This is a genomic window from Butyrivibrio sp. M55 (genome assembly GCF_900116865.1).
Classification (GTDB): domain Bacteria; phylum Bacillota; class Clostridia; order Lachnospirales; family Lachnospiraceae; genus Butyrivibrio.
Map to the genome: position 1 here is coordinate 1 of NZ_FPCD01000003.1, position 25,817 is coordinate 25,817.

24 protein-coding genes, 1 tRNA gene and 1 rRNA gene are annotated in these 25,817 nt (G+C 41.5%); 6 read left to right on the forward strand and 20 right to left on the reverse strand.

What is annotated here, in order from left to right:
* The 8 genes from BM398_RS04255 to BM398_RS04290 form a co-directional block, all read right to left on the reverse strand.
* Window positions 1-240: ribosomal RNA gene (locus BM398_RS04255) — 16S ribosomal RNA — on the reverse strand; the annotation flags it as partial.
* Between the two features lie 205 nt (window positions 241-445).
* Window positions 446-910 carry a CvpA family protein gene (locus BM398_RS04260; RefSeq protein ID WP_092336575.1) on the reverse strand — a complete coding sequence of 155 codons (465 nt, stop codon included), beginning with the start codon at window positions 908-910 and terminating at the stop codon, window positions 446-448.
* 46 nt (window positions 911-956) lie between these two features.
* Window positions 957-2,180 (reverse strand): DUF5711 family protein, encoded by a 1,224-nt coding sequence (locus BM398_RS04265; protein WP_092336576.1) that lies wholly within the window; start codon window positions 2,178-2,180, stop codon window positions 957-959.
* A 54-nt stretch (window positions 2,181-2,234) separates the two neighbouring features.
* Entirely contained in the window at window positions 2,235-3,272 is a 1,038-nt protein-coding gene (locus BM398_RS04270) for an aldose epimerase family protein (RefSeq protein WP_092336577.1), read from the reverse strand.
* 30 nt (window positions 3,273-3,302) lie between these two features.
* Window positions 3,303-3,902, reverse strand: coding sequence for a recombination mediator RecR (gene recR / locus BM398_RS04275; protein WP_026656492.1), 600 nt, complete (start codon window positions 3,900-3,902; stop codon window positions 3,303-3,305).
* Window positions 3,902-4,249, reverse strand: coding sequence for a YbaB/EbfC family nucleoid-associated protein (locus BM398_RS04280; RefSeq protein WP_026656491.1), 348 nt, complete (start codon window positions 4,247-4,249; stop codon window positions 3,902-3,904). The genes recR and BM398_RS04280 overlap by 1 nt, the downstream gene beginning before the upstream one ends.
* A gap of 2 nt (window positions 4,250-4,251) precedes the next feature.
* On the reverse strand, window positions 4,252-5,850 hold the full coding sequence (gene dnaX, locus BM398_RS04285; protein ID WP_092336578.1) for a DNA polymerase III subunit gamma/tau: 1,599 nt from the start codon (window positions 5,848-5,850) through the stop codon (window positions 4,252-4,254).
* 35 nt (window positions 5,851-5,885) lie between these two features.
* Window positions 5,886-6,959: a 6-phosphofructokinase gene (locus BM398_RS04290; protein ID WP_026656488.1), complete on the reverse strand. Its 1,074-nt coding sequence runs from the start codon at window positions 6,957-6,959 to the stop codon at window positions 5,886-5,888.
* A gap of 124 nt (window positions 6,960-7,083) precedes the next feature.
* Between BM398_RS04290 and BM398_RS04295 the strand changes: the two genes are divergently transcribed.
* Window positions 7,084-7,170, forward strand: a tRNA-Ser gene (locus BM398_RS04295).
* Between the two features lie 99 nt (window positions 7,171-7,269).
* Here BM398_RS04295 and BM398_RS04300 read toward each other — a convergent pair.
* The 6 genes from BM398_RS04300 to BM398_RS04320 form a co-directional block, all read right to left on the reverse strand.
* Window positions 7,270-8,415 (reverse strand): Yip1 family protein, encoded by a 1,146-nt coding sequence (locus tag BM398_RS04300; RefSeq protein WP_092336579.1) that lies wholly within the window; start codon window positions 8,413-8,415, stop codon window positions 7,270-7,272.
* Between the two features lie 244 nt (window positions 8,416-8,659).
* Window positions 8,660-9,325 (reverse strand): NUDIX hydrolase, encoded by a 666-nt coding sequence (locus tag BM398_RS04305; protein WP_092336580.1) that lies wholly within the window; start codon window positions 9,323-9,325, stop codon window positions 8,660-8,662.
* A gap of 8 nt (window positions 9,326-9,333) precedes the next feature.
* The gene (locus BM398_RS17095; RefSeq protein ID WP_175531841.1) at window positions 9,334-9,504 is read right to left on the reverse strand and encodes a DUF6472 family protein; all 171 of its coding nucleotides are present in this window, start codon (window positions 9,502-9,504) and stop codon (window positions 9,334-9,336) included.
* Entirely contained in the window at window positions 9,501-9,833 is a 333-nt protein-coding gene (locus tag BM398_RS04310) for a cupin domain-containing protein (protein ID WP_092336581.1), read from the reverse strand. Before BM398_RS04310 ends, BM398_RS17095 begins: the two co-directional genes overlap by 4 nt.
* A 74-nt stretch (window positions 9,834-9,907) precedes the next feature.
* Window positions 9,908-10,855, reverse strand: coding sequence for a YARHG domain-containing protein (locus tag BM398_RS04315; RefSeq protein WP_092336582.1), 948 nt, complete (start codon window positions 10,853-10,855; stop codon window positions 9,908-9,910).
* Between the two features lie 82 nt (window positions 10,856-10,937).
* On the reverse strand, window positions 10,938-12,497 hold the full coding sequence (locus tag BM398_RS04320) for an ASKHA domain-containing protein (RefSeq protein ID WP_175531842.1): 1,560 nt from the start codon (window positions 12,495-12,497) through the stop codon (window positions 10,938-10,940).
* Between the two features lie 177 nt (window positions 12,498-12,674).
* Here BM398_RS04320 and BM398_RS04325 point away from each other — a divergent pair, with 177 nt between their 5' ends.
* The 5 genes from BM398_RS04325 (at window position 12,675) to BM398_RS04345 (ending at window position 19,419) form a co-directional block, all read left to right on the forward strand.
* Window positions 12,675-13,865 (forward strand): SPFH domain-containing protein, encoded by a 1,191-nt coding sequence (locus tag BM398_RS04325; RefSeq protein WP_092336584.1) that lies wholly within the window; start codon window positions 12,675-12,677, stop codon window positions 13,863-13,865.
* A gap of 15 nt (window positions 13,866-13,880) precedes the next feature.
* Window positions 13,881-14,936 (forward strand): TFIIB-type zinc ribbon-containing protein, encoded by a 1,056-nt coding sequence (locus tag BM398_RS04330; protein WP_092336585.1) that lies wholly within the window; start codon window positions 13,881-13,883, stop codon window positions 14,934-14,936.
* A 36-nt stretch (window positions 14,937-14,972) separates the two neighbouring features.
* Window positions 14,973-15,866, forward strand: a complete 894-nt coding sequence (locus BM398_RS04335) for a TPM domain-containing protein (protein ID WP_092336586.1) — start codon at window positions 14,973-14,975, stop codon at window positions 15,864-15,866.
* Between the two features lie 102 nt (window positions 15,867-15,968).
* Entirely contained in the window at window positions 15,969-17,735 is a 1,767-nt protein-coding gene (locus tag BM398_RS04340) for a GGDEF domain-containing protein (protein WP_092336587.1), read from the forward strand.
* On the forward strand, window positions 17,728-19,419 hold the full coding sequence (locus BM398_RS04345; protein ID WP_092336588.1) for a GGDEF domain-containing protein: 1,692 nt from the start codon (window positions 17,728-17,730) through the stop codon (window positions 19,417-19,419). Before BM398_RS04340 ends, BM398_RS04345 begins: the two co-directional genes overlap by 8 nt.
* Here the strand turns inward: BM398_RS04345 and BM398_RS04350 are convergent.
* The 6 genes from BM398_RS04350 to BM398_RS04375 form a co-directional block, all read right to left on the reverse strand.
* On the reverse strand, window positions 19,414-20,046 hold the full coding sequence (locus tag BM398_RS04350; RefSeq protein ID WP_092336589.1) for a hypothetical protein: 633 nt from the start codon (window positions 20,044-20,046) through the stop codon (window positions 19,414-19,416). The two genes, BM398_RS04345 and BM398_RS04350, sit on opposite strands and share 6 nt — an antisense overlap.
* Window positions 20,043-20,885 (reverse strand): metal ABC transporter permease, encoded by an 843-nt coding sequence (locus BM398_RS04355; protein WP_092336590.1) that lies wholly within the window; start codon window positions 20,883-20,885, stop codon window positions 20,043-20,045. Before BM398_RS04355 ends, BM398_RS04350 begins: the two co-directional genes overlap by 4 nt.
* Window positions 20,882-21,592: a metal ABC transporter ATP-binding protein gene (locus tag BM398_RS04360; protein ID WP_092336591.1), complete on the reverse strand. Its 711-nt coding sequence runs from the start codon at window positions 21,590-21,592 to the stop codon at window positions 20,882-20,884. The genes BM398_RS04355 and BM398_RS04360 overlap by 4 nt, the downstream gene beginning before the upstream one ends.
* 16 nt (window positions 21,593-21,608) lie before the next feature.
* On the reverse strand, window positions 21,609-22,649 hold the full coding sequence (locus BM398_RS04365; RefSeq protein ID WP_092336592.1) for a metal ABC transporter substrate-binding protein: 1,041 nt from the start codon (window positions 22,647-22,649) through the stop codon (window positions 21,609-21,611).
* Between the two features lie 90 nt (window positions 22,650-22,739).
* Entirely contained in the window at window positions 22,740-23,063 is a 324-nt protein-coding gene (locus BM398_RS04370; protein ID WP_092336593.1) for a hypothetical protein, read from the reverse strand.
* A 315-nt stretch (window positions 23,064-23,378) separates the two neighbouring features.
* Window positions 23,379-25,808 (reverse strand): sensor histidine kinase, encoded by a 2,430-nt coding sequence (locus BM398_RS04375; RefSeq protein WP_092336594.1) that lies wholly within the window; start codon window positions 25,806-25,808, stop codon window positions 23,379-23,381.
* Between the last annotated feature and the right edge of the window lie 9 nt (window positions 25,809-25,817).

The window sequence follows — 25,817 nt, forward strand, 5'->3', positions numbered from 1 at the left end:
ATACCACCGGAGTTTTTCACACTGTATCATGCGATACCGTGCGCTTATGCGGTATTAACAGTCGTTTCCAGCTGTTATCCCCCAGTATGAGGCAGGTTGCCCACGCGTTACTCACCCGTCCGCCACTAAGATTTAACAAGAATCCGCCGAAGCCTCATCAGCGTTAAATCTCCGTTCGACTTGCATGTGTTAGGCACGCCGCCAGCGTTCATCCTGAGCCAGGATCGAACTCTCACGTTTAAAAGTTTAATCCGGCTTAGAACTTAAGCTTGGCTTTTCGTTCTGTCCGTTAATTTACATTTTTCTGAATTATTCTCTTGGAATCTTTCAGGGTTGCATTACTGTTTATTTGTCAAAGTGCTTTGTTTGCGCTGTCCTCAGCGACAGCTTACTTAGAATATCACAGGGTATAGGCCGTGTCAACACCTTTTTTAAAAATTTTTGATTATTTTATAAAACTTTTTAAAAATTGGTCTTTAAAACTTCCAAAAACCTCTCCCCATGCGGCTTGGAGGGTTGTCAAGAGTTTTATATCAGTAATGTATTCTATCAGGTATAAAATCGCAATTGCTTCAATCAATCCAAGCACCGCTCCAAGAATCCTGTCAAAGCTTCCCAGCACAGGTATTTCCTTCATTTTCCGAAGGTTTTCACCGATCGCGGTCATTACTCTGTAAACAACGAACGCCACAATCAGATATCCAATCTTTGGAATTATGCCTCCAAAGCTCTTATCCAGGACATTTTCCGTTATGCCCATAATAAAATACACAGATGCAAATGTCGCCAAGACAGCAATTAAGCCTGCCGCTTCCGCAACCAGGCCAACATTTGATCCGTATGATATTCTCCATAAAATAATACAGACTACCGCAACTGTAATTACGATCTGTGAAATGTCTATGCTCATAATAATCCTCTGTCCGTGCTTCTTATAAAAGCACAACAATATAAACTCACTTAAGTACCAATGTATCAATGCTTTCTCTTGTTGCCAAAATGAAATTGCTCTTTGAACCTGTAGGTATCATTGTCCTTACCGGTTCTTCAAATGTTCCCTGATACTTGACTCTTCCGTTCATATCTTTTATCAGATAATCATTTTGATTATAGATAACAATCTGCTTATTACTAAAAATAATATCCGCACCGTCGATATCATAATATGTGGTCAGCACGTGATTTCCCGCCGTATTATATACCTGAAGCCTGTATGCTCCCTTATCGGAACCTTCGGCAAACACAAGTCCGACATAAGAATCACTGTAGCGCACAGATCTTATTTCATCGTTCTCTATTGCTTCCTCCGCCTGCTTCTCAGGTTTCTGCGAGCCCGAATAGAACATGATCCTGTCATTGGAAACCGAAAATGACTTATCAGAGTCAAAAAACTGAACAAAAGGAGCAACGGAATTACTATAATTGTACGAGCTGACCAGATGCTCATCTACATTTTTTCCAACATCGCCAAAATTATAAAAAGCGACTTTCGATATTATATTTCCATCTTCAGGTCCGAGGTACGATACGCACACAAGCTGACCGTTCGGAGAAATACTGATCTTCTGCGGATATCCATAATCTTTCATTGTTGTTCTGAATCTGGCAAGTTCTTCACCTTGCGCGCTGTAAAGATATATCCAGGCAACATCTTCGCCGTCAAGAACCGCAGCAACCACACCCTGCGATGACACGCAAAAATCTCTCATAGGCATGTTTATATCCACTTTTCCCAACAGACCGTTGATATCGCCCACATAGATCTCGTGGCCGTTATCATCTCCGATAGCTATGGTATTAGCGCATGTTCTGGCTTTTGGATTCTGCATCTGATACGGCTGAGTCCAAAGCGCCTTTCCGGATGAATCATAGCAACTCACACCATCCTTACTGCACCGTACCATGTGTCCGCCGAGACTAACTATCTTAGTATCATCTTCAATAGATATAGGCACGCCTTTTACCGTAATCGCTTCAGAATACACCTTGTCACGCCAGCTTATGTATATGACCGAGATCATAACCGTGCAAAATACGATAAGAACCACCGCTCTTATAAAAACTTTAAGCTTGTGGCTCCTGATTTTTTCTTTGTAAGAGGTCTGCCTGTCAGATGCACCGCTCTTTTTCCTGCTATTCAATTTACCAGCATATGTACTAAAGTCACGTACTTCTGCCAAGACAAACCTCCATAATATCAGCTTCGCAAAAAAGCTTTTTTCTAATTATCAGAATTATACGAACTGATAGATTGTTGTTGTATCATAAACCTTATCAGGGCCAAAAACAGGCTTAGGGAAGCCTTCCTGATTGATAGAGTTGGGATAGAACTGTGTCTCAAGACACACTCCTTCTCTGCTCTTATAGCTTACTCCACCCTTGCAATTTTCTCCGCTAAGGAAGTTTCCTGCATAGAGCTGAACACCCGGAAGATCGGTGAAGCACTTCATTGTGATACCAGTCTGAGCTGATGAAAGAACAGCAATCTCATTGATAGAACCGTCAGCATTATCAACAACGTAGTTGTGATCGTATCCGCCAACAGCCTTAAGCTGCTCGTTATCTGCATTGATATCTTTTCCGATAGTCTTCTCTACAAGGAAATCAAAAGGTGTTCCGACAACACTTGCAATCTCGCCTGTAGGAATAGCTGCAGAATCGATTACAGGTGTATAGTGTGACGCATTGAGCTTAAGTGTATGATCAAGGATCGATCCCTGACCGTTCAAGTTAAAGTATGCATGATTTGTCATGTTGATAAGTGTATTTGCATCACTTGTTGCATTGTAATGGATAGACAATGAATTGTCGTCTGAAAGAGAATATGTAACTTCAAATACTCTGTTTCCGGCAAATCCAAGGTCGCCATCCTCTGATTTAAGAGTAAATTTAACGCTGTCATCGCCTTCTACGGCATCCCATACTCTCTTATGGAATCCGTTATTCATATCTGTGTGAAGGTTATTGGGTCCGTCATTAACAGGAAGAGAGAATTCTTTTCCGTCAATCTTATACTTAGCTTCGCAGATTCTGTTAGCTGTAGGTCCTACAGTCGATCCAAGGAAGCATGAGTTCTCAAGATATCCGGCAAGATCGTCATATCCAAGAACAACGTCAACAACCTTTCCATCCTTATCAGGTACAAAAATATTCTTGATAGTAACTCCGAAGTTGATAACAACAACCTCAACATTGTTCTTGTTTGAGATATGATACTCAAACACCTGCTCCTTATTTGGTGTCTCTCCAAATAACACTTTTTTTACTGCCATTTTTTACATTACCTCCATAATTCGTGAACATTACAGTTCTGTTCTACCTTCCAAAGCCCTGAGCAAAGTAACTTCATCAATATATTCCAAGTCTCCGCCTACAGGAACACCACTGGCTATTCTCGTAACTTTAATGCCTGTGGGTTTGATCAGCTTACTTATATACATTGCTGTTGTTTCACCTTCAAGACTTGAATTGGTCGCTACAATAACTTCCTCAACATCTTCTGTCTGAAGCCTCTGCATAAGCTCAGCCAGTCTTATATCCCCCGGACCAATTCCCAACATCGGGGAAATCGCACCATGCAGTACATGATACACCCCTTCGTACTTCCCGGTTTTCTCATATGCCGCCAGATCTCTGGCATTTTCCACAACCATAATAATCTTGTGATTTCTGTTCTGATTACCGCATATAGGGCAGATGTCTTCATCGGTAAGAGTACAGCACACCTTGCAGTAATGCACATTTTCTCTCGCACTTGTTATTGAATCGGCAAGCTTTTTTACCCTGTCCTTAGGGAGATTGATTATATAAAAAGCAAGCCTCTGCGCCGATTTGCCACCTATTCCCGGCAGGGAAGCAAGTTCATCTATCAGCCGATTAATATGTCCGCTGTAAAGATCCATCAGAAAGGAAATCCTCCGCCTAATCCGCCTGTCATCTTGCCAATCATGGCTCCGCTTGCTTCGTCAGCCTGCTTCATAGCCTCGTTAACTGCGGCAACTATCATATCCTGAAGCATCTCAACATCATCGGGATCAACCGCATCAGGTGATATAACAACGCTCTTTAAAGTCTTATTTCCGTATACAGTCGCCTCTACAGCACCGCCGCCGGATTTGGCAGTGAACTCTTTGGTCTCAAGTTCTTTCTGACTCTCCTCCATCTGACGCTGCATTCTCTGCGCCTGTTTCATAAGATTGTTCATGTTTCCGGGCATTCCGCCTCCGGGGAAACCGCCTCTTTTAGCCATTTCTAGTTCTCCTTTTCATCATCTTCTGTAACTATATCAAAATTTATAGCTTGCAAATTTACGAAGTTTTCTTCAAAAGTCTGCTGAGGTTCCACGTAACGTGTCTCAAATGTCACATGTTTACCGATTGAATTGTCCAGAACATTTTGAAGATCCTCAGCCGATTGTCCCGAAGAATACTTATCGGCAAGTTGCTTGTTATCAAATACAATCTGCAGTGCATCGTTGTTTCCAAGGCTCAACTTCGCTCTCTGCAGGTAGGTCTTCATGGGATTTTCCATTCCCGCGATAACTCTCGGCCAATTCGAAACAATTCGCTTTATATCATCGGGAACCGCCCTGTCCAGCACCTTCTTTTCCCTTACAATATCAGGACTCCCGGAACCGGCCGCAGCACTCGTTGTAACAGCGATCTGTCCGCCCTGAATTCCCTTTAACAGCTTCGAATTCTCTTCGGCATTCTTCTCCAGGATCCTAAGCCTGTCCTCGAGCGAATCTTCGCCCGGCTCCATCTGCGGCTTACACATCTTGATAAGAGTTATTTCTATAAGTACCCTCTTCTGCGTAGCAAAGCGCAGCTGAGAAGAAAGTTCGGAAAAAATTCTGATATATCTAAGAAGAACGTCCACATCAACGCCTTCTGCCTGTTCCTTCAGCACTTTCAGGTTATCGGTGGAAATATCAACAACATCCTCCATCTGATCCGAAGCCTGAATAAGCATGAGATTTCGCAGATACCAGACAAAATCATTTACAAACTGCGAAAGCTCTCGTCCCTGAACGACTACATCTGCCAATATCTTGAGTGCTTCATCCGCGTTCTGACTATATATTGCGGAAAAGAGCTTGCTAAACACCTCAGTGTCAACGGCTCCGAGCACATTCAGCACCTTATCGTAGGTAAGCTCCTCACCATAATTAAACGCAACGCACTGATCAAGTAGACTCAAAGAATCTCTCATCGATCCGTCTGCAGTCTTTGCAATATATCTGAGTGCCCTCTCCTCAACCGTGATTCCTTCCGAATCAACAACTTCTCTGAGACGCTGCTCAATACTGTCCACTGTAATCCTATGGAAGTCATATCTCTGACATCTTGAAAGAATTGTGATAGGAATCTTATGAACTTCCGTTGTTGCCAGAATAAACATTACATATGACGGAGGTTCCTCCAGAGTTTTCAAAAGCGCGTTAAAAGCACCCGTAGACAACATGTGAACCTCGTCTATGATGTACACTTTGCGCTTTCCCTTTGTGGGCGAATAAGAAACCTCGTCTATGATCTCTCTTACGTTATCAACACCGTTATTCGACGCAGCATCGATTTCTATCACATTCATGCTGTTTCCGGCGGCAATTTCCCTGCACATCTCACATTCACCGCAAGGGCTTCCGTCTATCGGATGTTCACAATTTACGGCTTTTGCCAGAATCTTGGCAACAGAAGTCTTACCTGTTCCGCGTGTTCCGCAAAACAGGTAAGCGTGTCCGACTCTGTCAGATCTGATCTGATTTTTCAGCGTGGTTACTATATGATCCTGTCCTTTTACATCTTCAAAAACAGGTGGTCTGAATTTTCTGTATAATGCAACATAACTCATCTAAAATAATTGCTCCAAACAAAACTTTTTATTCCTTAATCTCCGAAGCAAACTCCCAAAGCCTTGGCCTCTTTGATTATTCCGGCATCAGGTGCCACAGATTTAAGCTTGCCCGCAATTTCCTTAAGCGGAACCTTAACTATCTCTCTGTTCTTGTAAGCCACCATATATCCGTACTGCTTCTTAAGCACAAGCCAGCCAGCTTCCGCACCGAGTCTCGATGCAAAAACTCTGTCATAAGGATCAGGCGCTCCACCTCTTTGCATGTGGCCGGGAACGGTAACTCTTACTTCATGTCCGGTCTTTTTCTGGATTGCATCGGCAATCTCATATGAAACAGAAGGATATTTGCGGTTTGCTACCTTCTCTTTATATTCTTTCTTGGAAAGTTTGGCGTCCTTCTTGGAAATCGCGCCCTCTGCAACAGCGATAATGGTAAATCTGCTACCGTGCTCATCACGAGCTCTTATCGCATTGCACACCTTGTCTATATCATAAGGAATCTCAGGTATAAGGACTACATCCGCTCCGCCCGCAATTCCTGCGTTAAGAGTAAGCCAGCCTACCTTATGTCCCATTACTTCAATGATAAATACTCGTCCGTGCGAATCGGCCGTAGTATGGATGTTATCAATTACGCCCGTCGCAATATCAACCGCACTCTGGAATCCGAATGTCATATCCGTTCCCCACAGATCGTTGTCGATAGTCTTAGGAAGAGAAACAATATTAAGTCCTTCTTCGCTCAAAAGATTCGCAGTCTTCTGTGAACCGTTTCCTCCGAGTATCACGAGACAATCCAGCTTTAACTTATAATAGTTCTGCTTCATTGCCTCAACTTTATCAAGTCCGTTCTCATCCGGATCCTTGATCGTCTTAAAAGGTGTTCTCGAACTTCCGAGTATTGTGCCACCTTTTGTAAGTATGCCCGAAAAATCCCTGGAAGTAAGCATACGAAAATCGCCGTATATAAGCCCTTTGTAGCCATTCAAAAAACCGTAGAACTCAACTTCTTCACCACTGTTGGCGATGCATTTAACAACGCCCCTCATAGCAGCATTCAAAGCCTGACAGTCACCGCCGCTGGTCAACATCCCGATTCTAATCATAATGAATAGGCCTCCTCCTATTTTTTATCGCATACTACCGTTAATTATACAAAATAATATTCCCAATGCCAAGTTAATACCGATTGACGAAGGCCTGTATAATAAGTATAATGTAAAACGTTCTGGAGTCGTATCAAAGTGGTCGTAATGAGGCGCACTCGAAATGCGTTTGTCCTTTTTGGGCACGAGGGTTCGAATCCCTCCGACTCCGCTAAATATTTATTTATGCAAAATGAGAGGCCTTGCAAAATCTGCAAGACCTCTCATTTTTATAATGGCAAAAGCACACGTCCCTTCGCATTCATGCGGACTACTTAAGGAATGCATCGGGAATGTACAATTTAACTGAATTAGAATAAATAACAAATAAAATGATAAGGAACATCAAGATTACTGCTGAGTAAAGATACAGCATAGCGTTCTTGTTTCTCTTATATTTCTCAAATACGATACCAAATACCATGCAGAGCACTACTATTCCAAAGATTAAGTAGATGCCGATTCCAAGCATTGCTTTTATCATTGTAAAGAATATCGCAAGTATTATGCAGGGAATCATAAATGCTGACTTGATACCCGCAATCGCAACAGCTTCCTTAAATTCGATATCAATATTCATTGCTCTTCCTGCGGCAAACATAAGAAGTGCAAATACTACCGCAAGCAAAGCAGAGAACAACATGGCAAGGATAAAAGATCCTCCTGCCGAAAATGTATATCCCGACAGATCCATGAACGGAAAAACCTGTTCCTGCATCTCATTGTTTATCTTACAAATAACTACAGCCACAAAAATTGATGAGAATATAATCTGAGCAACCATAAATATAAGTGCGGAAGTAAAATTCTTTCCTGCGGCAAAAGTTGCACCGTTGGTAACGGGCTTGCTGAACAAGTCAACAAATCTTGCAAATGCTTCAGATGCGTCCTCTTTGATCGCAACAAAATCAACCTCAGGCTTCTTTGCAGAACGCTCCTTTTTACTCTTTACTTCCTTCTTTGCAGGTTCTTCCTTAACTTCCGCATCCGGAACAACGCTGAATATCGGCTTGGTATTAACTAATCCTTCAGCCTTTGTTTCTATTGCCTCTTCAGCTTTTGCTTCGGCAGTCTCTTCTTTTACTTCAGAAGTTTCTTCTGTTGTTTCAGCTTTCATCTCAGCCTTCGGCTCTGCTTTAGCCCTTGCTCTTGTCTTTTTTACAGCCTTCTCTTCAAGTTTTTCCTCTGATGATTCGTCAAATGTCTTCATCTCTTCGGCAAATGTTTCGCTCTTCTTAGCACGTGTGGATTTTCTCTTAGGCTTAGCCTTACGCTCTTCCTCTCCGAATTCTCTTTTATCCATCATATCGAAAACTTTTCTAATCTCGTCATTGGCTTCACGTTTATTCTGCGCTTGCGCACATGTACAAAGTTCTCCGTCCGCAAGTTCTTTTCCACAGTATTCGCATACACCCATCTGTATTACCTCCTGCTATCCATCCCCCTCTATCGCATGCCTTGAATAAAGTGTCTGATAGCCTGTTTCTAAATTGATAATTATACTTTACTTGCAAATTAACATTCCAAGTATACTTATGTTACCATTCTTGTTACCATTACGTCAATATGTATTTGTAATAATCTACGAAAAATAATACCGATCACAAGTAAATTCGCTTATAATCGGTATTTTAATAAAATTTTATTCTGTTAAAAAAGTGTTATCTATGTTTCTTCCACATGTCGCTTATAAAATACATCAGCGCCGACCACGTATATACTGAATAGAAGTGTCCTCTGTCATCCATTCCTTTTTTCAAAAGATCTTTTGCCTTAGCTTTATCAACAAAAACAAATCCGTCAAAACACTCCTGTCCTTCAGCTCCCGACTGCGTAAGATCAGACAGATCGTGTCCCTTCAAAACGACTCCGACAAGAGCATTGCTCTCATCCGTCATTCCGGGAGTGCTGAACAAAAGCGGATTGATAACGAATACTTCATCCCTTGATTCATCGACAACAATTCCCGTCTCCTCGTGGATTTCCCTAATCGCGGTAGTGATAACCGGAGAACCGCCGTCCTTATCTTCGGGATCTACAAGTCCCGCAGGAACTCCGAGCAAAAATCTTCCGACAGGATATCTGTACTCATATGAAAGAAGGAGCTTTGGCTCATCGCCGTCTTCAATAACCACTACGCAGCTGACGGCATCGGGAACCATTTTCTTAAACTCTTCATCACTCTTAATAGAAGCAAGCTCATCAAGTGGCCTTCTTGTCGCATTAAAATAATGTCTTCCTTCATCGTACTGAAGATCAAAAACCCTGATAAACTTTTCATCGAATACGGGCTTAACTTTTTCTTTTGTAATCTTTGGTCCTTCCATAACTCTCCTCACATCTGATGTCTTACGACTTTATATTCATCATTGTCCTGATAATACGGACAGTCCTTGTTATTGCCGGACATAAGCCTATAGTAATCATCTTCGTCCATATTTACCATGCACGTATAACATTCCCAGTCTTCGTCATAGACATAATTTGCACAAGTATCACAGATCATACAAAATCCTCTCTCATTGGATTAAAGATATCAAGAAGAACACCCTTCTCAAGACACACGCATCCGTGCTCGACGCTGTCTGTCTTAAGCATGGAATCTCCTGCTTTAACCACTTTTTTTACACCCTCGATCTCAAATTCAAATTTACCGCTCACAACATAAGTTATCTGAGTGTGCGGATGATGATGAAGTGCGCCCACTGCGCCCTTTTCAAACGTATTCTCGACACACATAAGATCCTTACTGTACGCAAGCACCCTTCTCACTACGCCGTTCCCCTGATCCTCAGGCTTAACGTCATCATAAAAAACCCATCTATCGTCTAACATGAATATACCTCCAAGATATTTTTTCGTAACAGACCTATATTCTAAGATAATAAAATTTATAAATTTGTAAACTACTATCTATCTAGTTCTGCCAAGATTTCTAAATTAGCTTTCTCATATGAATTTAAAGCATTTAAATCAAATGCTTTTTCTCTATTAGGAACATACCATAATTGCATTTCAAAATAATCCTGCAACTTATCATCTTTAAAAACATATCCATGTCTGGCATATATTTCATTTTTGACAATATGTATCATCAATTTAGGCATTTCTTCAAATTGTTCCTTTGAATATACGATACTGTCTGTAGAAAGTAATGGTTCAAGAATCCACGAACCATCCGTAACCTGCTGACTTTCTTTATAATCATTTACAAATTCATAATATTCCTTATCATCAACTATACTCTCTCGCTTGCTCTTTTCCTCCATAATCTGCTCAGCAGACCAATAAGATTGATATTTTTCCGCCTCTTCAATCTCATGCTGTTTGCCAGCATTCAAATTAGCTGTGTTCATTCTTTTTAACGAAAAAGTACCATCTAACGCATATTCACTATTAACTTCATAATCTCTATCAATTTTCACAATTACTTCTTCTTGTGAAAGAAGCACTTCTATTGATCCATTATTCCCCCATCCATCATCTGTATAATCAAACAGAACTTTTCCATTCTCTATATCCCCGATTATATTTTCTATAGTAGCCACTCGCTTGCTCTCTGCTTGTTGATAAAAAATGTCCCCATCAAATCCTTCATCTCTGCTCATATCAATCGTGAATATCATTCCACCATTATCAATAATTTCTTCATAAGACTTTCCTTCTGTACTCCAAAGCCCCTCATACATAGCATATACATCATATATTTCAGTATTCTTTGACAATTCCGTTTCTTTATCATGTTGAGCAGTATAAATGCTCATTCTTTCTGAACATCCTGCCAAAAATAACAAACTCATACATCCAACTATCAATGCTTGTTTTCTCATGATTCTTTGTATGATGTCAATCAACATATATCAAGTACGCTTCACCTTTCTTTAAATAGCAAAACACTTACGGATTATACAGCTACATATCTTTGTTTACGCTATGATATTAAAAATTCATAGCCTCTACAAAAGAATCATCAAAGTCTTCTTTATTCGCAAGAACAAGTTCTGTTGCGCGTTCTCTTATCGTATTTAACTCGAATAACGCCTCATCTTTTTTTTCTAATAGAATCTCATCAAGCAGTTTTATCGCGCCCTTTAATGCACTGTTACCAATACTTTCAACCTTGTCCTCAAAGCCCTCAGGAAAAAGCCTGATATACCTTATCCTATCATAATCAAGATTTGTTCCAAAACCGCCTGCCACGTACACTTTATCGGGCTCATCATCCCCGACAAGTTCTCTAAGTCCCGTGTTCACTGCGCCCTTGGCGAGCTGGATATTTCTTATGTCCTGCTGTGAAACGCTGACTTTCCCGTCATCCGTAAGGGCAAAGTCCTCGTCAAAAAACTCATCTGCAAGAAGCCCGCTCTTATCGGTAATCCCGTTTCGCACAAGTTCTGAGACCGCCTCCATGACTCCTGTTCCGCAAAGACCTATCGGCGCCTTGTCTCCTATCGTCTTAACCTTTGTAAAAAAGCCGTTTTCAAAATTCCCTGTCACGTCAACGTGGCATACAGCTCCCGGAACGGATGCCACTCCGCACGATATGGTACCACCCTCGAATACAGGCCCTGCTGCAGTCGAAGTCACCTTAAGATTTTTCCCGTCAAAAAAGGCCATCTCTCCGTTGGTTCCAAGATCTAACAGAAGTTCTTTCCTGTTCTCTTTATTTATAATATCTGAATAGTAAATTCCCGAAACAATGTCCGCTCCGACAAATGCGGATATCCCCGGCATCATCACAAGCTGTGTGCCGAACATCTCAGTTTCATATATATCAATATCCACCGGAGTGTACGGATATTTCCCGAGGCTCTCAACATCAAGACCTCTGAATATATGAAGCATAGTGGTATTTCCCGTAACCACTATCATATCCACATCTCCGTCAATGCTCATCTCAAGTTCCTCAACAAGTGCCGAAACATCATTTATCACAAGCTCTCTTAGCTCTTCAAGCTTTGCTCTGTTTAAATCTCTGTCCGCTCCCGAAGCATACGCGATCCTTGATATCACATCCGCTCCGACGCGCCTTTGGTGATTCACGCAACTTGCGGTATCTATGATTTCTTTTTCACCATCGCCACAGATTCCAACCAGTGCCGCCGCAATCGTCGTTGTACCGATGTCGACAGCTATACCGTACTTATCATATTTTTTTCCGGAAAAAGAACTCTTTGCCGTCTCCGCCACAATATCCTCTTCGGCAAATCCAGCGCTATCGATGCACACCTTGCAATCCGTTTCAAGACTGCACCTGCACAAAAGTCTTACGCCCTGCGCAGTTTCTTTTTCACTTAAAAAACTCTTATCGAGTGTATTCGGAGAAGGCGCGCCCTCTGTGAATCGCACTTTGCACTTTCCGCACCTGCCCACTCCGCCGCACGGATAAGATGCCTCAAGCCCCGCATCTGCAAGAAGCCCTTTTAACTGCTTTCCTTTAAGGGCTTCAAGAGTAACATTATTATTTTTGTATTCAATGCTGACCCTGATTTTCTTCACTCTTACCACCGCGCAAACTGTTTTTCTACTTTAGAGTATCATACCATTATTTTCCCGATATTATAGTTTTTTAGGATTAAATGTGCGAAAATATTACTTGTAAACTCACAAAAAATCTAAAATGAACAGAGGTTTTCCACAATACACTCTGAATTTTAGTTATGAAAGGAGACAGTTATGGGGCTTATTCAAGCAGCAATGGCAGCCGGAGGCAGCGTACTCGCCGATCAGTGGAGAGAGTATTTTTACTGTCCTTCATTATCAAACGACACATTACTTACAAAAGGTGAAAAAAAGGCCGGAAGAGGCTCAAATAAAAAAGGATCCGACAACGTGATCTCAGACGGATCAATCATCGCTATCAACGAAGGTCAGTGCATGATCCTTGTTGATCAGGGACAGATTACCGAGATCTGCGCCGAGGCAGGCGAATTCGTATACGACGTTTCAACCGAATCTTCAATCTTTTACGGAAACTTAAGCGAATCTATCGTAAACAGTTTCAAGGAATTCGGAAAAAGAGTCGGATTCGGCGGAGTTGCTCCCAAAGACCAGCGCGTATATTTCATAAATACAAAAGAAATCCTCGGAAACAAATACGGCACGGTTAATCCCGTTCCATTCCGCGTAGTTGACACAAATATCGGCCTTGATATGGATGTAAGCATCAAATGTCACGGCGAATACAGCTACAGAGTTGTTGATCCCGTTCTTTTCTACAAGAACATCTGCGGAAATGTAGAGGGATCTTTCACCAAGGAAAAAATTGATTCTCAGCTTAAGAGCGAACTTCTAACAGCTCTTCAGCCCGCATTTGCAAAGATCTCCGAGATGGGCATAAGATACAGCGCACTTCCCGGTCACACAACCGAGATCGCAAACGCTCTCAACGAAGTTCTTTCAGATAAATGGGCAGGATTCTACGGAATCACCATTACAAGCTTTGGCGTAAGCTCTGTAATCGCAAACGAAGAAGATGAAAAGACAATAAAAGAGCTTCAGCGCGCAGGAGCACTCAGAAATCCCAACATGGCCGCTGCCACTATCGCAAGTGCACAGGCACAGGCTATGCAGGATGCAGCAAAAAACACCGCAGCCGGCCCTATGATGGCATTCGCAGGAATGAACATGGCTCAGCAGGCAGGTGGAATGAACGCAAACCAGCTCTTTGCAATGGGCGCACAGCAGCAGGCTCAGCCCGCTCAGACACCTGCAGGATCGTGGACATGTTCATGCGGTTCTGTAAATACAGGTAACTTCTGCTCTAACTGCGGTGCCAAGAAGCCTTCAACTTCATGGACCTGCTCTTGCGGAACTGTAAATGAAGGAAACTTCTGCACAAGCTGCGGTTCACCCAAAGCAAATTGATTTATTGAGGATAATATGGCTTTACAAGAATATGAATGCCCCGCCTGTGGCGGGGCTATGGAATTTAATCCCAAAACCCAGAAACTGAAATGTCCATATTGCGATTCTGAATTTGATGTAAAAGACTATGTGGCAAACCACAACTCAAGCAGCACCGGCACGCCGACAGAAAGCACTTCTTCCGAGACCGGCGAAAGCGAACCTCTTTTTATCTATTCATGCGGTTCCTGCGGCGGTGAGATCATCACTACAGAATCACTTGGCTCTACCAAATGCCCTTTTTGCAGCAATAACATCGTAGTAAAAGAGAAATTCACCGGAGAATTCAAGCCGGACTACATAATTCCTTTTGCCAAGACAAAAGAGGACGCGGTAAGCACCTACAAAAGCTATGTAGCTGAAAGAAAGCTGGTGCCGCCCGTTTTTGCGGAGAAAAATCACATCGATGAGATACGTGGAATCTATGTCCCTTTCTGGCTCTACGATGCTACCGAACATTTCAGCGGCGAATACAAAGCAACAAAGCACAGATCATGGTCCGATTCAAGATATTATTACACGGAGACCAAGTACTACAGTGTGCTTCGTGAAGGTACCGAAAGTTTCAAACAGGTTCCCGTTGATGCTTCAAAGGAAATGCCTGACGACCTCATGGATTCCCTTGAACCGTTTGACAGAAGCAAGATGCTCTCGTTTAACATGGGCTATCTCGCCGGTTTCCTTGCAAACAAATACAATGTAAGTTCCGAAGAATCAATATCCAGAGCCCTGTCACGAATGGAACATACGACTACCATCGACTTCCAGCAGACAGTTTCAGGATATGACTCTGTTACTCCCGTGAATGTTACATGTAGTACGGTTAACTCTTCCCACAAATATGCACTCTACCCCGTGTACATACTTAACACGAGCTGGAATGGCCAAAACTACCTTTTTGCCATGAACGGACAGACCGGTAAATTTGTAGGAAAACTTCCCTTTAGCTTCACACAGGCTTTGAAGTACTATATACCGTTTGCACTCGGATTTACCGCACTTGCATATATTGCCATGTTCTTTTTCATGTAACTTCGCTATATCAAAAGGTTATTACAGTAAAACAATATGAAAAAAATAATTTTTATAAACAAACATATACATATATTGGGACTTCTTGTTGCAGTATTTATCTGCTTTTTCACAAGTCTTCCTGTTCATGCCGACCAGACGCCTCTTTGGGACGATTACTCGATTCCCGCAACGAGGCAAAAAGAAAGGCTCCTTGACCAGGCCGAACTGCTTAGTTCATCCGAAAAAGCCACAATACTCAGCAAACTTAACGAGCTCAGCGAAAAACAGCGCTGCAACATAGTCATACTGACCGTAACTTCCCACTCGGGAAGCATTGAAGCTTTTGCTGACGATTACTTTGATTACAACGGATTTGGTGCCGATTACAACGATGCCGGAGTTCTTTTTGTTCTTTCCATGGATACAAGAGAATGGGCTATAAGCACATCAGGTGACGGAATTTCTGCTTTCACCGACTACGGCCAGGAAGAAATGACCGACGAAATGCTGCCCTATCTAAAAGACGGCGACTACTACGGCGCATTTGAGGTCTATATCGAGAAAGCCGATCATTACCTTGATCTGTTTCACGCAGGAACTCCGTATGACATCGAAGAGGGCTCGGGAACTTCGTATGATTCCGGAAGCACCTACGATCCTAAGAGCCACATTTTTTTGAGCATTATAATCGGACTTGCAACCGCGATCATCCCTATTGGCGTTATGGCTTCCAAGCTAAACACCGTTCACATCAACAACAGTGCATCGGAATATCGCACCCATGACGGAATTCATATGAAAGTTCATACCGACACTTTCATTACAAGCAGCGTATCAAGGGTAAGAAGATCCGAAGACAACGGCTCCAGAAGCCACTCCGGAGGCGGCAGCACCTTCCACACATCAAGTTCCGGACATTCTCACGGAGGAAGTCACGGACACTTCTGATATAATCTGTATATTTATTTTTTATCATTTCTTTATTAACTGTTTTGTGTAAATTAAGTCTTCTTTGAGCTATACTAGATATAAGTTCAAAGGAGGCTTTTTTTGAAAACAGGTGCAAGGATGCAGGCAGCCATTTTAGGTATATTGGCTATTGCCATAATGACTACTGCTATCTTATTTCTCGGATCACCAAAACTGAATACTCCGCCCAAAAAAGCCTTGGTTCAGCTGGATTCCGGTTGGACTATTTCGCATGGCCACAAATCTTTTACGGCCGTATCCCTAAAAGAAGCCAATCTCGGCATGGTCAATTACAAAGAAATTGTCACTCTGGAAAACACCCTTCCCGAGTCAAACATATATCCGGCATCAATCCACTTTCGTTCAATACTTGCAACGGTTGACGTATATATCGACAACGACCTTGTCTACACCTACGGCCATCTTCTTGCCGACGATAATAGGATGGTCCCAAAAATGCAGAACTTTATTTCTCTTCCCGAAGACTACTCCGGAAGAAAAATAAAGATAGTAATGGTATCCTGCGAAGATGAAGCCTTTTCAGGGTTTTCAGAAATATACTTCGGAACATTCGGCGACATATCAACATATCTCATTCAGAAAAACAGGCTGTCCCTCATAATAGGTGCCTTTCTGTGCATTTTTGGCTTTGTACTTGCCATACTGGCGCCAATCCTTATTTTCTCAGACTTTCATGATTACAGTATTATCTTCAGTGCCCTTATATCGCTTGCGATCGGCATATATGTCCTTTGCTACAACGATATATTCTGGTTTTTCACAGATCACGCCAGCATAGCCAACTTTTTGGAGTATTTTTCTCTCTTCACACTTCCCGCTTCTATCGCAGGATTTGTCATGTCCTCCAAACAGACCAAGCATATGTTGCTTTGCAAAATATTTTTGATAGTTGACACCATTTTCATTGTTGTGACTTCAACTCTACACATTTTAAATATTATTCACATATGCAAATTCATACTGTTTTTGCATATACTTGCCATATTTGAAGGCGTGACCATTATAAGTTCCGTGGTAATAACGGTAATATCAAGAGCCAAAGCCAGAAACGAGTTTGAAACAAGAATCTATTCCACCAATCTGCTCATTATCGGATTTATCCTTTTGCTCGGCTGTGCAATGATAGATATCATCAAATTTAATGTCCTTAAATACTTTAAGATGGGCGAGATAAATGCCACTATCAACTTCATGACAATAGGCTCGTTCTTCTTCATGCTCTGCCTTTTGGTCAACTACTTCTATCACTGTATCGAATATATCAATGAAGCAACCGTACAGAGCCAGCTTGAAGGTCTTGCATACACAGATTCCCTGACAAGACTGTCAAACAGGGCTAAATGCGAGCTGTCCCTTGCCAATACAAGAGGCCGCTACACAATAATAAGTGTTGACCTTGATTATCTCAAATACACAAATGATAACTACGGCCATTCCGCGGGCGATACCTTGCTTAGCGGTTTTGCAACCATGCTAAAAAGCAGTTTCATAGACGCTTCACTTGTCGGAAGAATGGGCGGCGACGAATTTATAGTCGTGCTTCCATATATTGATGCGCCAAGAAGAGACACCGATCTGGCAATCCTTGAAGACCTGATGAGCTACAGAAATGGCAAAAGCAGTAGAATACATTATTCTGCCTCCTGGGGATACGCCGAAAGTATAGATCCCTCGCTAAATAACCCTTCTGCTCAGCTTGTATACCTGCTTGCCGATAAGAGAATGTATTCCATGAAAAAGAAACATCACAACGAATCACTCGGCAGACTATACAATGACCTCATGAAAAACCAGGCCAAAAAGGAGGTGAGCACAAGTAATGCGTAAACGTCTTCTTTCAATCATTGCGCTCAGCGGCATAACCGTCGTCGTAATATTCCTTGCATGCTTTTGGTTTCTTGATATGACTCACGACTATCCTTCTGTTCAGTTCAACTCAAACTGGACCGTAAGAGTAGGCAATGAAGAATTTCCGCATGTAAAGCTCACAGAGATCAATACTCTTTTCTCCGTTCCTCCAAAACGTGGTGACACAGTCATCATGTCGCTTAACATGCCGTTTATAGGTGATATTCCGCTTCCCGCAATTGTTTTTAGAACCAATTATTCTGCGATTAAGTGCTACCTTGACGGCAAACTCATATACGAGTACGGAATGGATAAATTTGATAACAACAAATTTGTCGGAAGAAGATATCACTTCATAACAATTCCGCGCAACTATAGAAAAAGCTATTTAACTTTCAAGCTCACAGCGTGTGAAAAAGATGCATTCACCTTCTTTGACCCGGTATATTTCGGAAACTATCCCGACCTTTTGACATTCATTATCAGCAATAACCAGTTTGTCATTCTGATCGGAATGTTCCTGTTTACTTTCGGTCTCTTTTTGCTGACCCTGAGCCTTTTGTTTGTCACGTACCTGCCGGAATTAAAAATACAGATATTTGCATCACTCCTATGCATAAACATAGGCTTTTATCTCATGTGCTATTCAAATATGCTTTCGCTGTTTATAAACACCGACATTGAGACCGAGCTGGAGTATTTCACACTATTCCTCTTTGTTCCGCTATGCTACATAATCTTGTACTTCATGAATGAGATCAAACTGAAAAAGACAATGATCTGCCTGTTTATCGCAAGCATAGTAGTGCCTATTCTTCAGCAGTTTTTGTACTTCATGTTTTCCATTCACTTAAAGCGCACCCTTGTACTGTTCGACATTAATGCGCTTATAATCTACGTTTTGATTGTCTATTGCTTTGTAAGGACAATTGTAAAAAAGAAAGCTCTCTTTATAGAAAACCTGCAGATGATAGGCATGTTCGCGCTTTCAACTTCAGGCTTCATACACCTTATAGGATATACACTGACAACCATTCGCGTTTTGCCCGCGCAGACGGCAACCTTCCCGATGATAGGTCTGGGCGCGATTATTTTTGCAATGTCACAGCTTGCATACTACCTGCTGTACATCACCAAGACTTTTGCCCAGAAAAAAGAGCGTGAATCACTTGTCCACCTTGCTTATGCGGACGGACTAACAGATCTCCCCAACAGGGCAAGTGCCGACAGAGAAATGAAGGCACTCGACAGATCCCAGCGTGACTACTGCATAATCAGTATCGACTTAAACGGGCTTAAACCCGTAAATGACAAAATGGGTCACCCCGAAGGCGATAAATATATTTTGGATTTCTCAAAGATACTCACCGGCACCTTCGCCCAACATGGAATGTGCGCCAGAATAGGCGGAGACGAATTTCTTGTAATAATAAAAGACGCCGTTTCACTCGACATCGATGATCTGATAAGTCGAATGAACAGCGCCCTTGATGTTATGAATGCAATCTACCCTGATTACGTACGAAGCGTTGCAGCAGGTTACGCATACCGGCACGAATGCCCCGAAAAGGGCTCGCACGAGGTATACCTGCTGGCCGATCGCCGTATGTATGAAAACAAGAAGATCATGCATGAAAAACTTGGAATAGATGCCAGACTATGATTCACATAGTTTGGCATTTCTAAGTGTGCAATACTCATACTCACCCTCTTTATACAGGTCAAAGACTCCTTCTACCGTTATCGGGTCCTCTTCCTTCGGGTAATTATCGGGATATTTGTAATCACTTGTAAGTTCAAACTCAACTCCCTGCGAGCAGCACGCCGTGGCATCTTTTATAATGCAGGCAAAGTAGCGCTTCCCCGTATCCTCGGCAACATACTCAGTATAATTTCCGGTCATCTTAATTGTCTTTCCAACAAAATTTTCAGGATAATACATCATGTTATAGACTGTTGTATATATCATTGTAGCCGACTGTTTGGTCAGATCGACGTAATCTCCGTCCACCTTAATTTCTTCCGCGGTATGAAAACTTGTTGCAGCCGCCGAGTTGTCCGAAGCGCCCGAAGTCTCACCATAAGAAGCATCATCATCCTCTTCATATTCTCCGTACTCTGCAATCAAAGACGACATATCACTTGCCGCCATCTGCTCCGCGATCACATCATCAACAGTCTTTGCACCGCTTCCGGGCCTTGAGCTTACCGCCTTTGAATCATCTGCGCATCCCGAAGTAATAAGCACAACCAACGTCATCACTGCTATATATCTCATTTTTTTCATCATGCTTTTCCTCCTGTTCCTTTTCCGATAAAATAAGCCACCGCAAATACAAAAACATCAACCGCTACAATAGTAGATCCGACAGGTGTTCCGGCAAGCATCGATATGAGCATTCCTGATATTGCACATATAACGGATGAGATTGCCGAAAAAATCGTAACGCTTTTGAAATTCTTTAATATACTCATGGCAGAGAGCGCGGGGAATATCACAAGCGCCGATATAAGCAGCGAACCTACAAGATTCATGGAAAGCACTATTATCACTGCGATCATTACCGCAATGATAAAGTTATAGGCATCTGCTTTTACCCCGGTAGCCTTTGCAAAATCCTCATCAAAAGTAACCGCAAATATCTTGTTGTACATAAAAAGAAATAATGCCACAACAATGATCGACAACACCACACATACCATAACTTCCGACATCGTAAGTGTAAGTATCGACATCGAACCAAACAATGTACTGCACACATCTCCCGAAAGATTAGCGGAGGTTGAAAATTTATTTACGATAAGATAACCAAATGCCAGCGCCCCGACTGAGATCATCGCTATCGCGGCATCGCCCTTTATCTTTGCGTTATTTCCGCTCCTTAAGAGGAAAACAGCGCAGATAACGGTTATCGGCAAAATAACGGCGGTCTGGTTTGCAATCTTTAATACAGTTGCAATCGCCATCGCTCCGAAAGCAACGTGCGAAAGTCCGTCACCGATAAACGAATATCTCTTAAGAACAAGCGTCACTCCAAGAAGCGACGACGACAATGCTATAAGCGTTCCTACTATAAATGCATAGACAACAAACGGATATTGGAAGTATTCCACCAACTTATCTATCATGCAAGCTCGCCTCCTTCCATATTCATAAAGAACTTTCCGACATTACTCGATACATACTCATCCTTGGTTCCAAAAAACAAAGTTTTCCCGATATGAAGTATGTGGCTTGCATACTTAACGGCAGCGGCTATATCATGCGATACCATGATTATCGTAACTCCGCTGTCATTTAGTTCTTTTATCAGTTCGTACATCTCAAACGTAACTTTGGGATCAAGTCCGGAAACAGGCTCATCCAGAAGAAGAACTTTTGTGGTGGCACAAAGAGCCCTTGCCAAAAGAACTCTTTGCTGCTGCCCACCGGATAACTCTCTGTAACACCTGTTTTTAAGATCGGTAATGCCCATCCTCTCCATATTCTCACGGGCAATCTTCCTTTCTTTTTCCGTATAAAAAGGTCGTAGTCCCATATGAGACTGACATCCCGAAAGAACAATCTCAAATACGGATGCCGGAAAATCTCTTTGAACAACCGTCTGCTGAGGCAGATAGCCTATCTCATTCTTTTTAAGCCCATCACCGAACAGAATCTGTCCACCAATAGATGCCTGTAATCCCAGCATTGTTTTCATGAGAGTTGTCTTACCTGAACCATTCTCTCCAACAATACAAAGATAGTTTCCTTTTTCAACTATGAAATTCAAATTATCTACAACCACAGTTCTATCGTATCCAAGCGACAGATTCTGCGCGGAAATGAACGACATTATAACACCTCCCGCCTTATTTAAGCGCTTCCTTAAGTACTTCAAGATTTCCTTCCATTACAGAAATATAAGTTACTCCCTTTGCTACATCATCAGAAGTTGTTGACTGCAAAGAATCCATTGTAAGGATGTTCTGATCCTTCTTTGCTGTGTTCTGCTTTACAGTATCGGCAATCTTCTTGTCCTTTCCTTCAATGGTCAGGATGGAACCAAGTCCGAGTTCATCTACTTTCTTTGAAAGGAATGTTATTGTTTCAAAACTTGCTTCAGTCTCTGCTGAGCAACCTACAAATGCTGCATAATATTCAAGTCCGTAATCATCAACAAGGTAACGGAACGGGAAACGGTCTGCGAAAAGAACTGTCTTCTTGCTTCCTGCCTTAACCACATTCTCATATTCTGCATCAAGAGCTTCAAGCTTTGTAATGTAGTCGTTTGCGTTCTTCTCATAAACGTCTTTGTTAGCTTCATCAACAGAAACCATCCCGTCTTTTATGGCACTGCAAAGTTTAGCCGCATTCTTAAGTGAGAGCCATACGTGCTCGTCGTATTCTACTTCTTCACCTTCTTCGCCCTCTTCAGCCTCTTCCTCTTCGGCTTCCATTCCTTCAACAACCTCTTCTTCCTTGATGTCATCGCCAAGTACGTCGAGAAGGTTGATAACTACCATATCTTTATTGGTTGCTTCCTTGAGCGCATCATCTACCCATTCATCCGACTCTCCGCCAACATAAATGAACATGTCGCATTTTGAGATCTTAGCAATATCTTCTGCTGTGGGCTGATAGCTGTGAAGGTCTACACCGCTATCAAGAAGCATTGTGATGTCTGCATTTGCAGGGTTCTCTCCTGCTATATTCTTAACCCAGTCATATTCAGGGAAAATAGTTGTCACAATGCTTATATCACTGTCGCCTGCTACCTCAGATACAGCTTCCGAAGCATTTCCTGCTGATGTTCCTGCAGCTGATGCATCCTGAGCATTTCCATTTCCGCATGCGCAAATAATGCTGCTTGCCATTACGGCAGCAACCAAAACTGAAATATATTTCTTCATAATATTCCTCTTTCTTATTCATTTTTTATTATTGTATTGGATAAAAAATATGATCATGTAGCAGCAAAACGCTACACAAAAGAGGTTGCTTCAATTATCGAGACGTACCTTGAAGCTGACAAGTGTAGGATGAGAAATGTTCTCATTTTCTTTTGGCAAAATAATCGAGACGATCATTACTGCAACTACACTTATAGCAAGATGTATAAGACCTGTAGAAATCTGATTAAGAAACTGCTCGCACCTTGCGATATTGTGACATACGGGACACTCTACGCCATGGCACTCATGATGCTGTTCCTTAACTATATAAATTGTGGAAAAGAGCATGGTAAAGCTGAGTGCTACCGCTACAAATACCGCTATCACTCTGCGCACACTATTATGTTTCTCACCTGCGCCATTATAATTCATGCTTGCTTCTCCTAAAACTTCCTCAAGTTTAGTTCATTGTTTGCAAAAATGTCAAGCAGGAGTGACCGGAGGTATTGCAGGCGGAGGATTGTGCCTTTAATAAAGGGGATGGCAGGCTATAGGGCAGGGATTTTCAGTGGTTTCATACGTTGACATTCAAATACTGAAAATCCCTGTCCTATAGCCGATTATCTTTCTTACTTAAGGATCAAAGATCTGCCATACTAAGGCCGGTAGTATTAATTATCAGCGAAGTGGTATAGCACTATGAACCATATAATTACACAAAAGTAAAATAATTGATCCAGCATAGCATTAATCCTCGTTTTCTGTAACATTTTCTATAATCGCATCAAATTCAAGAATTACCTTAAAGAAATCACCGTCTATGAAGATGTTCATAGTTCCACCCATTGCCTCGGTGAGACTGTGAGCTATAGACAGGCCGAGTCCGTTTCCGTCTGTATATCTTGATTTATCTCCTCTGACAAATCTTTCCATCAGTTCTTCAGGTGAGATGTTTAATTGTTCACGTGATATATTTCTAAAAGTAAATCTAAGTTTATCGCCATCCTTTTCAAGGTCTACATAAGCTCTTGTATCTGCCTGAGCATATTTGACAATATTACTCATAATATTATCGAACACTCTCCACAAATACCTGTTGTCTGCCATAAGGCGCACTTCACTGTCACAGCTGTTAACAACGACTTCTATTTTCTTTTCCTTAAGTCGTTCCGCGAATTCTCCGATAGACTGGTCAAGCAAAACCTCCGCATTTACTTCCTCCATGTTCAATTCAATATTTCCGCTGGAGATTTTCGATGCTTCAATAATATCTTCAACAAGTTTTTTAAGTCGAAGCGACTGTCTGTTCAAAACTTCAAGATATTCTTTTGCATTCTCGTTTTCAAGGTTCTCTTTATTAAGAAGATCAACGTAATTTATTATGGATGTGATAGGCGTCTTAATATCATGAGATACATTTGTAATGAGCTCCGTCTTCATTCGCTCACTCTTTGTGCGCTCCGCCAAAGCAATCTCAATTCCCGCCTGAATATCGTTGAGGGCTGTTCCGGTTTCTTCCATAAACTGCGGCATTCCCCTTACATCAACATGTGCTGTCATATCTCCCGCCGCAAGTTTTTCTGCAGAGTCTTTTATCTTCGAATAGCTTCGAATTCCCCAGAATATAAAGGCTGCGAGTACAACCTTATCCATAAAATAAACACACAAACCATCAAACCATACACCTACATACATTTCTAAAGCTACATTTATCACTATCAAAATTAGAGGTATTAAAACATAAGCAATCCATATCCGCGTCTTCCATCCAACTTTCATCATTAGCTTTATAATAAACATGTTCTTGTGCAATCTATGAAGCTTGAAATTAACCGCAACTAATGAACAGAAGCAAAGCCCTACTGCCATTCCAAGTATAAAGCTTCCCCCTATACCAATTAGCACCTTATAATACGACCAATAATCCAATCTATTTTTCAGCTCAACTATTATTGTTAAAAATATAAGCTCCAAAGCTACTGTCGCAATAAATGCTAAATCTACCGGAATCCAATCAAACGGACCTGCCACAATTTTTTTGCTCTGTTTTGTATGGCCTGCTGCTTTAATAAATAACCCAAAACATACCCATATCATTACAAAAGAAATAATACTGACTATAGGAATAAAAGGCTTAATCGTATATGCTACGCTGACAATCTTCTTAGCTTTTGCATAATAATCGTTTGCATGACCTTTAGCGGAAAGTTTAGCTTCATTTGGAAAACAAATGAAAGTAAAGTGCTTATTTTGGGAATCTTCTACATTTGTTCTGATTTTCGGAAGATCATTTAAATAAGTAAAACGTGTTCCAACCGCATCAAAAGAGTCCATGTCTTTTAAAGTATCATGAATCGGAGACAGATCCGCCACATACTCCCCATCCAATATGCTTTTTTCGCCATTGGAATTTTCAGGATTCAAACACAATTTATAGTCTTCGATAGACTTTGAGATGGGATCATATGCATTTCCTGCAACATAAAGTTTATCATTTTCTTCAGGGCTGTCTTCTTCTCCCGGTTTATTCATAGACCAAAGTTTGCGAAAGGTGTTATCCACATTTTGGGCATTGGCAAAAGAAAAATCATCCCCTACTGTCTCATACCAAAATGAATCCAGCGCAATAAATCGATCATTGGCATATACATATGCTTTACTTCCCAAGGTATCGTATCCTATACCTTGAACTTCAAATACTTCCTCACGTCTGCTTGTATCTGTACGTATGTAATTCTGCTCCCCGAACATTTCTAAGAATTGTCCACTGCTATAAAAAGCTGTTTTGTCATTTACTGTATATGACTCAATAAATAATTCATTATTCCATGATGGCACGGAAACACCGTCAAAATTTCGATAAAGGTATATTCTGTTATCATTTAAATCTGCATCTACCGATATATCTCCGTCAATAACTCCATAGTAACAATTCATCCCGTTCAAAAGATCGGTATTGAAGCCGGAATCATATTTAGAAAGAGCTAGCACAGCATATGCTTTTCCCGCATCATCAAAAACTTCTTTTCTAAATGAGTATGTCGTTGCACCATCACTAAAATCTGTTTTTGCACCAATAATATAACTTGCAACTATACTCACTAAAAAACACACTGTAAAGAATATGCATGCTATTGCCAATAGTATTTTTGCTTTTATACTGTAAAATCGTTTCATCTTTTTTCC

What these genes read in the sequence shown, in the direction of transcription:
- BM398_RS04260 (WP_092336575.1), bottom strand. Translation starts at nt 910, where the DNA reads ATGAGCATAGACATTTCACAGATCGTAATTACAGTTGCGGTAGTCTGT.
- BM398_RS04270 (WP_092336577.1), bottom strand. Translation starts at nt 3,272, where the DNA reads ATGGCAGTAAAAAAAGTGTTATTTGGAGAGACACCAAATAAGGAGCAG.
- recR (WP_026656492.1), bottom strand. Translation starts at nt 3,902, where the DNA reads ATGGATCTTTACAGCGGACATATTAATCGGCTGATAGATGAACTTGCT.
- BM398_RS04280 (WP_026656491.1), bottom strand. Translation starts at nt 4,249, where the DNA reads ATGGCTAAAAGAGGCGGTTTCCCCGGAGGCGGAATGCCCGGAAACATG.
- dnaX (WP_092336578.1), bottom strand. Translation starts at nt 5,850, where the DNA reads ATGAGTTATGTTGCATTATACAGAAAATTCAGACCACCTGTTTTTGAA.
- BM398_RS04290 (WP_026656488.1), bottom strand. Translation starts at nt 6,959, where the DNA reads ATGATTAGAATCGGGATGTTGACCAGCGGCGGTGACTGTCAGGCTTTG.
- BM398_RS04300 (WP_092336579.1), bottom strand. Translation starts at nt 8,415, where the DNA reads ATGGGTGTATGCGAATACTGTGGAAAAGAACTTGCGGACGGAGAACTT.
- BM398_RS04305 (WP_092336580.1), bottom strand. Translation starts at nt 9,325, where the DNA reads ATGGAAGGACCAAAGATTACAAAAGAAAAAGTTAAGCCCGTATTCGAT.
- BM398_RS17095 (WP_175531841.1), bottom strand. Translation starts at nt 9,504, where the DNA reads ATGATCTGTGATACTTGTGCAAATTATGTCTATGACGAAGACTGGGAA.
- BM398_RS04310 (WP_092336581.1), bottom strand. Translation starts at nt 9,833, where the DNA reads ATGTTAGACGATAGATGGGTTTTTTATGATGACGTTAAGCCTGAGGAT.
- BM398_RS04315 (WP_092336582.1), bottom strand. Translation starts at nt 10,855, where the DNA reads ATGTTGATTGACATCATACAAAGAATCATGAGAAAACAAGCATTGATA.
- BM398_RS04325 (WP_092336584.1), top strand. Translation starts at nt 12,675, where the DNA reads ATGGGGCTTATTCAAGCAGCAATGGCAGCCGGAGGCAGCGTACTCGCC.
- BM398_RS04330 (WP_092336585.1), top strand. Translation starts at nt 13,881, where the DNA reads ATGGCTTTACAAGAATATGAATGCCCCGCCTGTGGCGGGGCTATGGAA.
- BM398_RS04335 (WP_092336586.1), top strand. Translation starts at nt 14,973, where the DNA reads ATGAAAAAAATAATTTTTATAAACAAACATATACATATATTGGGACTT.
- BM398_RS04345 (WP_092336588.1), top strand. Translation starts at nt 17,728, where the DNA reads ATGCGTAAACGTCTTCTTTCAATCATTGCGCTCAGCGGCATAACCGTC.
- BM398_RS04350 (WP_092336589.1), bottom strand. Translation starts at nt 20,046, where the DNA reads ATGATGAAAAAAATGAGATATATAGCAGTGATGACGTTGGTTGTGCTT.
- BM398_RS04355 (WP_092336590.1), bottom strand. Translation starts at nt 20,885, where the DNA reads ATGATAGATAAGTTGGTGGAATACTTCCAATATCCGTTTGTTGTCTAT.
- BM398_RS04360 (WP_092336591.1), bottom strand. Translation starts at nt 21,592, where the DNA reads ATGTCGTTCATTTCCGCGCAGAATCTGTCGCTTGGATACGATAGAACT.
- BM398_RS04365 (WP_092336592.1), bottom strand. Translation starts at nt 22,649, where the DNA reads ATGAAGAAATATATTTCAGTTTTGGTTGCTGCCGTAATGGCAAGCAGC.
- BM398_RS04370 (WP_092336593.1), bottom strand. Translation starts at nt 23,063, where the DNA reads ATGAATTATAATGGCGCAGGTGAGAAACATAATAGTGTGCGCAGAGTG.
- BM398_RS04375 (WP_092336594.1), bottom strand. Translation starts at nt 25,808, where the DNA reads ATGAAACGATTTTACAGTATAAAAGCAAAAATACTATTGGCAATAGCA.